The organism is Pseudomonas poae RE*1-1-14, from assembly GCF_000336465.1.
GTDB classification, from domain to species: domain Bacteria; phylum Pseudomonadota; class Gammaproteobacteria; order Pseudomonadales; family Pseudomonadaceae; genus Aquipseudomonas; species Aquipseudomonas poae.
This window is the reverse complement of sequence record NC_020209.1, coordinates 118,776-131,703: the sequence shown is the minus strand read 5'-3', so window position 1 is coordinate 131,703 and position 12,928 is coordinate 118,776. Positions and strand designations below refer to the sequence as shown.

The following is a 12,928-nucleotide window of genomic DNA, read 5'->3' as shown; positions in this document are numbered from 1 at the left end:
TGTTTGATAAGAGGGGGCTTGCTCCCGATAGCAGTGGATCAGTCACCAGATGCAGTGACTGACACTCCGCAATCGGGAGCAAGCCCCCTCCCACATTTGGAGCTGTGCCAGTTTCGATTACAGTGACGCAGGCGCACGCTCGCACAGCGTGTTGAGCGCCGCCGCCCATTGCGGGTCGTCATTCAGACACGGCACCAGCACCAATTCCTCGCCCCCCGCTGCGCAAAACTGCTCACGCCCGCGATCGCCGATCTCTTCCAGCGTCTCGATGCAATCGGCCACAAACGCCGGGCACATCACCAGCAGCTTTTTCACACCCTGCTGGGCCAGCGCTTCAAGGCGCGCCTCGGTGTAGGGTTCGATCCACTTGGCGCGGCCCAAACGCGATTGAAACGCCACCGACCACTTGCCGTCCGGCAACCCCAGCCGCTCGGCAAAGTTACGCGCAACGCTGAAGCACTGCGCGCGATAACAGGTGGCGAGCACCGCCGGCGAAGCATTCCTGCAACAGTCGGCATCCTTGAAGCAATGCTGGCCGGTAGGGTCGAGCTTGGTCAGGTGGCGCTCGGGCAGCCCGTGAAAACTGAGCAACAAGTGATCGTAATCCTGCTCCACATACGCCCGCGCGCTCTGCGCCAGGGCGTCGAGGTATTCCGGCTGATCGTAGAACGGCTGCAAGATCGACAACTGCACCTTCAGCCTCTTCTCACGTATCACGCGCCAGGCTTCTTCAATCACCGTGGTGACCGTGCTGTCGGCAAACTGCGGATACAACGGCGCGAGGGTCACCTTTTGGATACCCTGCGCGGCCAGACGCGTGAGGGTGGTTTCCAGTGAGGGCTCCCCGTAGCGCATCGCCAGTTCGACCGGGCCCTGGGTCCACTGCCGGGTCATCTGCTCTTGCAGGCGACGGCTGAGCACCACCAGGGGCGAGCCCTCTTCCCACCAGATGGACGCGTAGGCATGTGCCGACTGCTCGGGGCGCTTGATCAGGATCAGCGACACCAGCAGGCGCCGCACCGGCCACGGCACGTCGATCACATAAGGGTCCATCAAAAACTGGTTGAGGTAGCTGCGCACATCGGCCACCGAAGTGGACGCGGGAGAACCCAGGTTGACCAGTAACAACGCGTGATCCGTCATGCAACTTCCTATGGCTTAAAGGCGGCTGGACAAATCGTCCAGAGCCGCATGCAACTGCGTGAACTGAAAAGTGAAACCGGCCGCCAGCAGCCGTTCGGGCACGGCCTTCTGCCCGCCCAGCAGCAACCCGGACAACTCGCCCAACCCCACCTTCAATGCAAACGCCGGCATCGGCATGAAGGCCGGGCGATGCAGCACCTGGCCCAGGGTCTTGGCGAACTCGCGATTACGCACCGGGTGTGGCGCGCAGGCATTATAGGGACCGCTGGCGCCTTCCTTGTGCAGAAGAAAATCAATCAGGGCGATTTGGTCCTTGATGTGCACCCACGGCATCCACTGCCGACCATTGCCGATAGGCCCGCCCAGCGCCAGTTTGAACGGCAGCAGCAGGCGCGCCAGAAAGCCGCCTTCGGCCGCCAGTACCAGACCGGTGCGCACCAGCACCACGCGCACCCCGAGGGCTTCGGCGCGTTGAGCGGTTTCTTCCCAGGCGATGCACAGCTGGCTGGGGAAATCGTCCTGCACCGGGCCGCTGGCTTCGGTCAACTCGCGCTCGCCGCCATCGCCGTACCAGCCCACCGCCGAACCGGAAATCAACAACGCCGGTTTCTGCGCCAGGCCTTCGATCCACGCCAGCAGGCTTTCGGTAAGGCTGATACGACTGCTCCACAGCAGCGCCTTGCGCTTGTGCGTCCACGGGCGGTCGGCGATCGGCGCGCCGGCGAGATTGACCACCGCGTCCACCTCGCCAATCACATCCTGCAAACGGCCAACGCCCAATACCTGCGTGCCACACAGCCTGGCCACTGTTTCCGGCTGGCGGCTCAAGACGGTCAGGCGATGGCCCTGGGCAAGCCAGTGGCGACACAGTTGGCGGCCGATCAAACCTGTACCGCCGGTCAGCAAAATATGCATGGGTTCTTCCTCATGTAACGTTCGCCGCCCGTCACTGGTCTATTTTACTAATAGGAACAATGTTGAATTCGGACGTAACGTTGGTTAAGTCACCGACGTTAACCATAGGTCACGCCACACAATCAGGCACGCCAAAACTTATACCAAAAAACGAGATTGTACAGCTATTGGTGTCGGCGTAGGCTGTACCCAACGGTAAAACGAGGCCTCCCATGAGTGTTCCCATCGCAATCATCGGCACCGGCATCGCCGGTCTGTCCGCTGCCCAAGCGTTACGCGACGCGGGGCAGGTCGTACACCTTTTCGATAAAAGCCGCGGCAGCGGCGGCCGCATGTCCAGCAAGCGCAGCGATGCCGGCGCGCTGGACATGGGCGCGCAGTACTTCACCGCCCGCGACCGTCGCTTCGTCAACGAAGTGCAGCGCTGGCAGAGCAACGGCTGGGCGGAGCAGTGGAAGCCGCAGCTGTACAACTTCAAGTCCGGCCAACTCACGCCCTCCCCCGACGAGCAGATCCGCTGGGTCGGTACGCCGCGCATGAGTGCGATTACCCGCGCACTGCTCGACGACCTGCCGGTGACCTTCGGCTGCCGCATCACCGACGTGTTCCAGGGCGAACAACACTGGAACCTGCTGGACGCCGACGGCGGCAACCATGGCCCGTTCAGCCATGTGATCATCGCCACGCCCGCGCCCCAGGCCACTGCGCTGCTGGCGGCCGCGCCCAAGCTGGTAAGTGCCGCCGCCGGTGTGAAAATGGACCCCACCTGGGCCATCGCCCTGGCGTTCGACAAGCCTCTGGACACGCCGATGCAAGGCTGCTTCGTGCAGGACAGCCCGCTCGACTGGCTCGCGCGCAACCGCAGCAAGCCCGGGCGCGACACTCCCCTCGACACCTGGGTACTGCACGCCACCAGCGCCTGGAGCAAGGCGCACCTGGACCTGTCCAGGGAAGCCGTGATCGAACACCTGCACGGCGCCTTTGCCGAGTTGCTGCACTGCACCATGCCGGCGCCGTCGTTCAGCCTGGCACACCGCTGGCTCTACGCCCGGCCGTCCAGCAGCCACGAGTTCGGTGTGCTGGCCGACGCCGACCTGGGCCTGTTCGTGTGTGGTGACTGGTGCCTGTCCGGCCGTGTCGAAGGCGCCTGGCTCAGCGGCCAGGAAGCGGCGCGACGCCTGATCGAGCATCTGCAATGAACCGCATCAATCCGGCCAAGCTGCTGCTGTCGAAATGGACCGCGACCGCGCCGAAGAACAAGGAAAAGCATTTCCTCGTCACCGAGCTGTTTCGTGACGAGGAAAACACTGTTCTGGAAATCGAACTGCAGGCGGTGATGACTCGGCGCACCCAACGCCTGCCCTGGCAAACCCTGCAAAACGCCGATCATTGGACCATGGGCTGGAAATAGCTCTCGCGCAAAAAAAGCTGTACAAAATAATTGACTTGTACAGCATCAAACCTATGATGAGATTAGTTGTACAGAGCCTGAGACCTGTACAGGATTTTTTTGCCGAGGTTTGTCCATGCCCAGCACCGCAAAACCCAGGATTGGCATCAGCGCCTGCTTGCTGGGCGAAAATGTGCGCTTCAATGGCGGACACAAACAATCCCAGCTGTGCAGCGAGACGCTGGCCGACTATTTTGAGTTCGTGCCGCTCTGCCCTGAAGTCGCCATCGGCCTGGGTATCCCGCGTGAAGCCATCCGCCTGGTGGGCGATGCCGCCAATCCGCAGGCGGTGGGCACCGTGCACCGCGAGCTGGACGTCACCCAGCCACTCGATGAGTACGGCCAACAGATGGCCCGTGAACACACAGACCTGTGCGGCTACATTTTCATGCAGAAATCGCCGTCCTGTGGCCTGGAACGGGTCAAGGTCTATCGCGACAACGGCGCCCCGGTCGACGGCGGCGGGCGCGGCATCTACGCCCAGGCATTCTGCGCGCGCCACCCCAACCTGCCGGTGGAAGAAGACGGCCGGCTGAACGACCCGGTGCTGCGGGAAAATTTCCTCACCCGCGTGTTCGTCTACGCCAGCTGGCAACAACTGCTGGCCGAAGGCCTGACCCGTCACCGTCTGCTGTCCTTCCATGCGCGCTACAAATATTTACTGATGGCCCACAGCCCGGTGCACTACAAAAGCCTGGGCAACCTGCTGGGCAGCATGAGCAAGGGCGATGACCTCCCGGCGTTGGCCGACTGTTATTTCAGCGACCTGATGACCGGCCTGAAAAAGTGCGCTACCCGTGGCACCCACACCAATGTGCTGCAGCACATCAGTGGCTACCTCAAGCAGGCCATCAGCAGCGACGACAAGCAGGAAATGCAGACCGTCATCGATCAATACCGCCACGGCATCGTGCCGTTGGTGGTGCCGCTGACCCTACTCAAGCACCATTTCCGCCAACACCCGGATCGCTACATCGCTCAGCAGGCATACCTGCAGCCGCACCCGGAAAACCTCAGCCTGCGAAATGCGATCTAACCCATGAAAGCTGCCCTGCTAGACGAATCCGATGACATCGCTCAAGCCCTTGAAGACGGCTGGCTGCCGATTCGCGAAGTGGCGCGCCAGACCGGCGTCAACGCGGTCACCCTGCGGGCCTGGGAGCGCCGCTACGGCTTGATCGTGCCGCAACGCACGCCCAAGGGGCACCGGCTGTTCAGCGATATTCACGTACAACGCATCCACGCCATCCTTACGTGGCTCAACCGAGGCGTTCCGGTCAGCCAGGTGAAAAACCTGATCGACTCGGCGCAGGCCGGGCCGGACGCCGTGGAAAACGAATGGCACGCGCTGCACCAGAACCTGCTGACGGCCATCAGCGAGCTGGCCGAGCGCCGGGTCGACGACGCCTTCAACCAGGCCATGGCGCTGTACCCGCCGCGCACGCTCTGTGCGCAATTACTGTTGCCGCTGCTGCAGGCGCTGGAGCAACGCTGGCAGGGCCAGTTCGGCGCGCAAATGGAGCGGGTATTTTTTCTGTCCTGGCTGCGCAGCAAGTTCGGCGCGCGTATTTACCACACCAACCGCCAACTGAAGGGTCCGCCGCTGCTGCTGGTCAACCACTCGGACCTGCCCCTGGAGCCGCACCTGTGGCTCAGCGCGTGGCTGGCCAGCAGCGCCGACTGCCCGGTGGAAGTCTTCGACTGGCCGCTGCCCGCCGGCGAACTGGCCCTGGCGGTGGAACACCTGCAACCGCGCGCCGTGCTGCTGTATTCGAGCAAGGCCCTGAACGTGCCGGCATTGGCCAAACTGTTGGGCGGCGTCAGTTGCCCGATTGTGATCGCCGGACCAACGGTGTGCATCCACCACGCCGAATTGGCCGTACTAACCCAGGACATCCCTGACCTGTTCGTCGCCGAAGACCCGCTGGCGGCCCATCAGATACTGATTGAGCGTGGAATTGTCTAAATGCATTTGATCTGGCTGCGCACCGACCTGCGCCTGCACGACAACACCGCCCTGGCCGCCGCGAGCCAGCGCGGCCCGATGGCCGCCGTGTACCTGATCACGCCCGAGCAATGGCTCGCCCACGACGATGCCGCGTGCAAGGTCGACTTTTGGCTGCGCAACCTGCAGCACCTGCGCCAGGCGCTGGGCACGCTCAATATTCCTTTGCTGATCCGCACGGCGCCGACCTGGGACCAGGCTCCCGCCGTGCTGAGTAAGCTGTGCCAGGAATTGGCGGTGGCCTCGGTGCACGTCAACGAGGAATACGGCATCCATGAGAGCCGCCGCGACCAGGCCGTGGCCCAGGCGCTGGAAGCCTGCGGGGTGACGTTCCACAGCTACCTCGACCAACTGTTTTTCCAACCCGGCAGCGTGCTGACCAAGACCGGTACCTACTTCCAGGTCTTCAGCCAGTTTCGCAAGGTGTGCTACAGCCGCCTGCACAGCGCCCTGCCGCGCCTGGTGGCAACGCCAAAAGCCCAGCAAAAGCTGCCGCTCGACAGCGACCCGATTCCGTCCAGCGTGCCCGGTTTCGAAGCGCCCAGCGACAGCCTGCGCGCTCTCTGGCCGGCCGGCGAAGACGAAGCCCGACGCCGCCTCGACACCTTCGCCGACCAACAGATCGGCTATTACAAGGACGAGCGCGACTACCCGGCCAAACCGGGCACCAGCCAGCTCTCTGCCTACCTTGCCGCCGGCGTGGTTTCGCCGCGCCAGTGCCTGCACGCGGCGTTGCAGAGCAACAGTGGCGAGTTCGAGACGGGCAACGTTGGCGCCGTCACCTGGATCAACGAATTGCTGTGGCGCGAGTTCTACAAGCACATCCTGGTCGGCTATCCACGGGTGTCGCGCCACCGCGCGTTCCGGCCCGAGACCGAAGCCGTCGCCTGGCGCCACGCCCCCAAGGACCTGGCGGCCTGGCAGGAAGCGCGCACCGGCCTGCCGATCATCGACGCGGCGATGCGCCAGTTGCTGGAGACCGGCTGGATGCACAACCGCCTGCGCATGGTGGTGGCGATGTTCCTGACCAAGAACCTGCTGATCGACTGGCGCGAGGGCGAGCGTTTTTTCATGCGCCACCTGATCGACGGCGACCTCGCCGCCAACAACGGCGGCTGGCAGTGGAGTTCCTCCACCGGTACTGATTCGGCGCCGTATTTCCGCATTTTCAGCCCATTGAGCCAGTCGGAAAAATTCGACGGCGAGGGTGTGTTCATCAAGCACTGGCTGCCGCAACTGGCGGCGCTTAATAAAAAGGAAGTGCACAACCCCGAGGCCGCAGGCGGACTGTTCGGCGTGGCGGATTACCCGCGCTCGATCGTCGACCTGAAAAAATCCCGTGAGCGCGCCCTCGCCGCCTTCCGCAGCCTGCCGTCCCGTCAAGCGGTGGCCGAGCATGAGTGACTTTCTGCGCCGCTTCGCCCAGGCTTTCGCCACGCTCGACAAGCACAACCTGCACCTGCTCGACAGCCTCTACAGCCAGGACATCGCCTTCGCCGACCCGCTGCATCAGGTCCATGGCCTGCCTGAACTGCGCCGCTACTTCAGCGAGCTGTACAGCCATATCAGCCAGTTACGCTTCGACTATCAGGGCTTCGACGAGGTGGCCGAAGGCGAAGGCTACCTGCGCTGGAAAATGAGTTTTTGCCACCCGCGCCTCAACGGCGGCAAGGTGGTCCGAGTGGAAGGCTGCTCGCACCTGATGTGGCGCGATAACAAGGTGTACCGCCATCGCGATTATTTCGATGCCGGCGCCATGCTCTATGAACACCTGCCGGTATTCGGCCGAGTCATAAGCTGGCTGAAAAGGAGAATCGCATGAGCCTGAACTCGCCCCGCCGTTACTGGTTGACTGGCGCCAGCAGTGGGATTGGTGCCGCCCTGGCCCTGGAGCTGCTCGACAGCGGTGCCCACGTGGCCCTCAGCTCGCGCTCACAAGGCCCGCTGGATGCACTTGCCCAACGCTATCCCGGCCAGGTGCTGGTGGTGGCTGGCGACCTGACCAACAGCCAGACCGTGCGCGAGATCGGCGAACGGATCGGCGAAGCCTGGGGCGCGCTGGACACCGTGATCCTCAACGCGGGTACCTGCGAATACGTGGATGCGCGCCAGTTTGACTCGTCCATCGTCGAACACGTGGTGCGCACCAATCTGTTGGCCAGCAGCTACTGCATCGAAGCCGCTCTGCCGCTGTTGCGCGCCGGCCGCGCGCCACACCTGGTGGGCGTGGCCAGCGCCGTGACCTACCTGCCGATGCCACGGGCCGAAGCCTATGGCGCGTCGAAGGCGGGTTTGCGTTACCTGTTCGAATCCCTGCGCATCAGCCTGTCGCCGGAGAATATCGACGTCACCGTGATCAGCCCCGGATTCGTCGATACTCCGCTGACCGAGCGCAACGATTTCCCGATGCCTTTGAGCTGGCCGGCTGACAAAGCGGCGCGGCACATCTTCGCCAAGCTGGACAAACGCCCGCTGGAGATCGCGTTCCCGGCGATGTTCATCGCCACCCTGTGGCCGCTGTCGAAACTGCCGAGCCGGGCGCAACTGATCATCGGCAAGCGCATGCTGCGCAGCCCGCCGCCGCAAAAGGACGACCTGTGAAGATCGCCATCATCGGCAGCGGCATTGCCGGCCTGACCAGTGCCTATATGCTCAGTCGTCGCCACGATATCAGCGTGTTTGAAGCCAATACCTGCATCGGCGGGCATACCCATACGGCCAACGTGACGGTCGACGGCAAGCCTTATGCGGTGGATACCGGTTTTATCGTGTTCAACGACTGGACCTACCCCAATTTCATCCGCCTGCTGGGGCAGATCGGCGTGACGTTCAAACCCACCGAGATGAGCTTTTCGGTAAGCGACCAGCGCAGTGGCTTTGAATACAACGGCAATAACCTCAACAGCCTGTTCGCCCAGCGCCGCAATATTCTCTCGCCGGGGTTCTGGGGCATGTTGCGCGATATTCTGCGTTTCAACCGCCAGGCGCCGCTGGACCTTGAACAGCAACGCATCCGTGCAGACATGACGCTGGGCGACTACCTGGAAGCCGGTGGCTACGGCCCGCGATTCATCCGCCATTACATCGTGCCGATGGGCGCGGCGATCTGGTCGATGTCTCTGGCGGACATGCTCGGTTTCCCCCTGCAGTTCTTTGTGCGCTTCTTCAAGAACCACGGCCTGCTGTCGGTGAACAATCGCCCGCAATGGTGCGTGATCGAAGGGGGCTCCAGCGCGTATATCGAACCGCTGACCCGCAGTTTCCGCGAAAAAATCCGTCTTGATTGCCCTGTGCACAAGGTTGAGCGCAGCACTGACGGCGTGGTGATCCACAGCGCCGCCGGCAGCGAGACGTTCGACCGCGTGGTGTTCGCCTGCCACAGCGACCAGGCCCTGGCGCTGCTAGCTGACCCGAGCGAGGCCGAGCAAGCCATCCTCGGTGCCATGCCCTACGCCGACAATGACGTGGTGCTGCACACCGACACCCGCCTGCTGCCGGCGCGCAAACTGGCCTGGGCCAGCTGGAATTACCGCCTCACCGACAGCCTCGACACACAGGCCGCCGTCACCTACGACATGAACATCCTGCAAGGCATCGACAGCGCCACCACGTTTTGCGTCAGTCTCAACCAGACGCCAATGATCGATCCGCTCAAAATTCTGGCGCGCTTCACCTATGCCCATCCGCAATACAGCCTGGCGGCGGTGGCCGCCCAGGCACGCTGGGAAGAGTTGAACGGCGCGCGCAACACCTTTTACTGCGGCGCCTACTGGGCTAACGGGTTTCATGAAGACGGCGTAGTCAGCGCGCTACGCGTGGCCCAGGCTTTCGGGGAAACCCTGTGAACAGCGCCCTGTACAGCGGCTGGATCGCCCATCGCCGGTTTGCGCCCAAGGCTCACGCCTTTCGCTACCGCATCGGCCTGCTGTACCTGGATTTAAGCGAACAGGAGCAGGTGCTCGCGCTCTCCCCCCTGGCGGGCACCCAGCGCCTTGCGCCGTTCGGCTTTCGCCAGCAGGACTACCTGCGCACCTTGACCCGCCACGGCATGAGCCTCACCGATGCCGTGCGCCTTGAGGTCAGCAAGGCCCTGGGGCGCACGCCCGAGGGCGCCATCTGCCTGCTGACCCAGGCCCGCAGCTGGGGGCTGGCCTTCAACCCGGTAAGTTTCTTTTACTGCTATGAGGCCCGCGGCGAGTTGGCCGCGATTTTGTGTGAAGTCACCAACACGCCCTGGCGCGAGCGATATCACTATGTGCTGCCGGCACTGGCCCTCGGCGCAGGCGAACATCAGCACTTCGCCGTGGCCAAGGCGTTCCATGTGTCGCCGTTTTTGCCGCCCGACCTGGAATACCGCATGAGCTTCAGCCCGCCCGCCGACCGGTTGGGTGTGCACATGGCCGACTGGCAAGGCGAACTCAAAGTCTTCGACGCCACGCTGAGCCTGCAAAAAGAGCCGCTCACCCGCGCCAGCCTGCACCGTTACCTGCGGCGCTTCCCCTGGATGACCGCCAAGACCTGCCTGGCCATTTACTGGCAGGCCGTGCGCCTGTTGCTCAAACGCACACCGATTTTCCCCCACCGAGCCGCCGATGGCGCCTCTCGCACTGCAGTTGGGTATACCAAGGATCGCCGCCATGAAATCCCCTAATGTATCGGTCAAGGCCAACCGCCTGAACGTCAACGGCATGACCAGTGCGCTGCTGCGCAAGGGCGTGCTGCGTCAGCTCAGCCAATTGCGCCACGGCCAGTTGGTGCTGATCGAGGACGGCGAACGGCACGTGTTCGGCGCACGGGAAGCGCACCTGTTAGGGGAGATCCACATCCTCGACGCGGCCGTATGGGGGCTGGTGGCGGCCAACGGTTCGATCGGTGCGGGCGAGGCGTTTATCCACGGTTACTGGACCAGCCCGGACCTTACCGCTGTCGTGCGTGTGATGGTCAGCAACCTGGACGTGCTCGACGCGATGGAAGGCGGCCTGGCGCGCATGGCACGGCCGTTCACCCAGGGCCTGCACTGGCTCAATCGCAACACGCGCAAGGGGTCACAGAAAAACATCGCAGCCCATTACGACCTCGGCAACGACCTGTTCGAAGAATTTCTCGACCCGACCATGATGTACTCGGCGGCGCAATTTCTTAAGGCCGACGACACCCTGGAACAGGCGCAACTGAACAAGCTGGAGCGTATCTGCCAGAAACTGTCGCTCAAGCCCGGCGACCACCTGCTGGAAATCGGCACCGGCTGGGGCAGCATGGCGCTGTATGCGGCGCAGCATTACGGCTGCAAGGTCACCACCACCACCCTGTCCAAAGAGCAGTTCGCCTACACCGAACGGCGCATCGCCGCCCTGGGCTTGCAGGAGCAGGTGACCCTGCTGCTGAGCGACTACCGCGACCTGACCGGCCAGTACGACAAGCTGGTGTCCATCGAGATGATCGAGGCGGTGGGCCACCGCTTCCTGCCGACCTACTTCAAGCAATGCGCGCACCTGCTCAAGCCCGACGGGCTGATGCTGCTGCAGGCCATTACCATTCGCGAGCAACGCTTCGAGCAGGCCAGGAACAGCGTCGATTTCATCCAGCGCTACATCTTTCCCGGTGGTGCGCTGCCCAGCGTGCAGAACATGTTGCACATCGTCAGCCGCGACACCGACATGAACCTGCTGCACATGGAGGATTTCGGCCTGCACTACGCGCGAACCCTGCGCCTGTGGCACGAGAACTTTCGCCGCGCCCATGGCCGTCTTGCAGAATTGGGCTACGACGAATACTTCCTGCGTCTGTGGGAGTTTTATCTATGCTACTGCGAAGGTGGCTTCATGGAGCGCACCATTGGCACCGCCCAGCTGTTGCTGGCCAAGCCGGCGGCGATCAATCCACCCTTGCTCGGGCGCTTCGATGCTTAAATCGCTGGCCAACGCGGCGCTGTTCCAGTGCGGCTGGTTCGCCTGCGTGCTGGGCGGCGACAGCCTGTGGTTGCTAGTGGGGCTGGCGGTGCTGGCCATCCACCTGCTGTTGATCAGTTCGTCGGCCGAGGATGGCGTGCTGATCATCAGCGTCACGCTGGTGGGCACGCTGCTGGACACCTCTTTGCGCGCCCTTGGGGTCTTCCATTTCAACGAGCCGGGCCCGCTGATTCCATTCTGGTTGATGTTGCTGTGGGCTCTGCTGGCGACCACCTTGCACCATTGCCTGGCCTGGAGCGCACGGCCCTGGTGGCGCGCGGCATTGCTGGGCGCGGTGGGCGGGCCCGCGTCTTACTACGCCGGAAGTCAGTTGGCCGGCGTGCAGTTCGGTTACGCCACGGGCCCGACGATGGCCGGGTTGGCGGTGCTGTGGGCGTTTGTGTTCACGCTGCTGACCGCAGCAGCCACCAGCGACAAGTTTCAAGCGGCAAGTAAAAGATGAAGCCGGTCGGCTTCTACTTGCAGCTCGTCGCTTAAAGCTGGAAGCTGCGCCCCATGACCACCATCCCCCACATTCAGCTCAACGAACCCGCCGTCACCTGCTCGACGTGCGCGGCCTGCTGCTGCCAGCTGGAAGTGCTGCTGATCACCGACACCGGCGTGCCGGAGCGCTATATCGATACCGATGACTGGGGCGGCGAAGTGATGCTGCGTCTGGATGACGGCTGGTGTGCGGCGCTGGACCGGGACACGATGATGTGCACGATCTACGAGCGACGCCCGCTGATTTGCCGGGAATTCGAGATGGGTGCACCGGAGTGCCTTGAAGAGCGCCAGGGAATTGCGACGGCGTATCGCTGAGCCTGCTGACCTGCTTTGCAGGAGCGAGCTTGCTCGCTCCTGCAAGAGGTGGTGATTACAGCGGCAAGGTGTAGTGCACCGCGTAGCTTTCCACCCCATCGTTGTTGCTGCTCATGCCGGCATTGGAATAGTGCGTGGCACGAATGCCCACTTCATGCCCGCCGGCAAAGCGCAGACCAAAGCCGATGCGGTCTTCGAACTGGAAGGCCTGACCAATATTGTTGTCTTCCAGCTGTGTGCGCGAGAACACCGCCAGGCCGATGCCCGCTTCGATGTAAGGCTTGACCGTCTGCCCGGCAAACTCATACACAAACACCGGCGAGAACGACAGGCTGCTGGCGCCTGCAGTCTTGTCGCCGTCCCAGTAGGTGTAGGCGCCGCTCCAGTAGCCGGTCAGGCGGCCCACATCGCTCTGCCACCAGCTCTTGTCCCAATCGGAGGTCAAGCCAAGCCGATAGGTCATGGTTGAATCGCTCGTCCCCCCCACCCCGAACTCCAGGCCAGCAGCATTGGCCGAAACAGAGTGTCCTACCACAGCGGCCACAATCGCGGCCAAACAGAACAAGCGCTTCATAAGAAACATCCTTTCCAAACGAAGTTATAAAGTGTTGTACAGGCTATCTCGCTATAGAAGCTGGCACATAG

At 62.9% G+C, this 12,928-nt stretch carries 15 protein-coding genes; 12 read left to right on the top strand and 3 right to left on the bottom strand.

Annotated features, from left to right (window positions below; translation table 11 throughout):
* Positions 1-117: 117 nt before the first annotated feature.
* Positions 118-1,143, bottom strand: coding sequence for a ferrochelatase (gene hemH, locus H045_RS00605; protein WP_004372419.1), 1,026 nt, complete (start codon positions 1,141-1,143; stop codon positions 118-120).
* Between the two features lie 15 nt (positions 1,144-1,158).
* Positions 1,159-2,058: a TIGR01777 family oxidoreductase gene (locus tag H045_RS00600; protein WP_004372421.1), complete on the bottom strand. Its 900-nt coding sequence runs from the start codon at positions 2,056-2,058 to the stop codon at positions 1,159-1,161.
* Positions 2,059-2,270: 212 nt separating this feature from the next.
* Here H045_RS00600 and H045_RS00595 point away from each other — a divergent pair, with 212 nt between their 5' ends.
* From H045_RS00595 to H045_RS00540, 12 genes are all read left to right on the top strand, one after another.
* Positions 2,271-3,257 (top strand): NAD(P)/FAD-dependent oxidoreductase, encoded by a 987-nt coding sequence (locus H045_RS00595; RefSeq protein WP_015371131.1) that lies wholly within the window; start codon positions 2,271-2,273, stop codon positions 3,255-3,257.
* Entirely contained in the window at positions 3,254-3,469 is a 216-nt protein-coding gene (locus H045_RS00590) for a TIGR02450 family Trp-rich protein (RefSeq protein WP_004372424.1), read from the top strand. The genes H045_RS00595 and H045_RS00590 overlap by 4 nt, the downstream gene beginning before the upstream one ends.
* 115 nt (positions 3,470-3,584) lie before the next feature.
* On the top strand, positions 3,585-4,544 hold the full coding sequence (locus H045_RS00585) for a YbgA family protein (protein ID WP_015371130.1): 960 nt from the start codon (positions 3,585-3,587) through the stop codon (positions 4,542-4,544).
* A gap of 3 nt (positions 4,545-4,547) precedes the next feature.
* Positions 4,548-5,474, top strand: coding sequence for a MerR family transcriptional regulator (locus H045_RS00580; RefSeq protein ID WP_015371129.1), 927 nt, complete (start codon positions 4,548-4,550; stop codon positions 5,472-5,474).
* Positions 5,475-6,917, top strand: a complete 1,443-nt coding sequence (gene phrB, locus H045_RS00575) for a deoxyribodipyrimidine photo-lyase (protein WP_004372430.1) — start codon at positions 5,475-5,477, stop codon at positions 6,915-6,917. It abuts the gene before it with no gap.
* The gene (locus tag H045_RS00570) at positions 6,910-7,335 is read left to right on the top strand and encodes a nuclear transport factor 2 family protein (protein WP_004372432.1); all 426 of its coding nucleotides are present in this window, start codon (positions 6,910-6,912) and stop codon (positions 7,333-7,335) included. Before phrB ends, H045_RS00570 begins: the two co-directional genes overlap by 8 nt.
* Positions 7,332-8,114 carry an SDR family NAD(P)-dependent oxidoreductase gene (locus H045_RS00565; protein ID WP_004372434.1) on the top strand — a complete coding sequence of 261 codons (783 nt, stop codon included), beginning with the start codon at positions 7,332-7,334 and terminating at the stop codon, positions 8,112-8,114. Before H045_RS00570 ends, H045_RS00565 begins: the two co-directional genes overlap by 4 nt.
* Positions 8,111-9,358, top strand: a complete 1,248-nt coding sequence (locus tag H045_RS00560) for an NAD(P)/FAD-dependent oxidoreductase (RefSeq protein WP_015371128.1) — start codon at positions 8,111-8,113, stop codon at positions 9,356-9,358. Before H045_RS00565 ends, H045_RS00560 begins: the two co-directional genes overlap by 4 nt.
* A complete protein-coding gene (locus H045_RS00555) occupies positions 9,355-10,164 on the top strand; it encodes a DUF1365 domain-containing protein (RefSeq protein WP_015371127.1) in 810 nt (269 codons plus the stop codon). The genes H045_RS00560 and H045_RS00555 overlap by 4 nt, the downstream gene beginning before the upstream one ends.
* Positions 10,151-11,422, top strand: coding sequence for an SAM-dependent methyltransferase (locus tag H045_RS00550; protein ID WP_004372439.1), 1,272 nt, complete (start codon positions 10,151-10,153; stop codon positions 11,420-11,422). The genes H045_RS00555 and H045_RS00550 overlap by 14 nt, the downstream gene beginning before the upstream one ends.
* Positions 11,415-11,924: a DUF2878 domain-containing protein gene (locus tag H045_RS00545; RefSeq protein ID WP_015371126.1), complete on the top strand. Its 510-nt coding sequence runs from the start codon at positions 11,415-11,417 to the stop codon at positions 11,922-11,924. The genes H045_RS00550 and H045_RS00545 overlap by 8 nt, the downstream gene beginning before the upstream one ends.
* Positions 11,925-11,977: 53 nt before the next feature.
* On the top strand, positions 11,978-12,283 hold the full coding sequence (locus H045_RS00540) for a YkgJ family cysteine cluster protein (protein ID WP_004372444.1): 306 nt from the start codon (positions 11,978-11,980) through the stop codon (positions 12,281-12,283).
* A 55-nt stretch (positions 12,284-12,338) separates the two neighbouring features.
* On the opposite strand, the gene H045_RS00535 is transcribed toward H045_RS00540, so the two are convergent.
* Positions 12,339-12,857 (bottom strand): acyloxyacyl hydrolase, encoded by a 519-nt coding sequence (locus H045_RS00535; RefSeq protein ID WP_004372445.1) that lies wholly within the window; start codon positions 12,855-12,857, stop codon positions 12,339-12,341.
* Positions 12,858-12,928 lie beyond the last annotated feature (71 nt).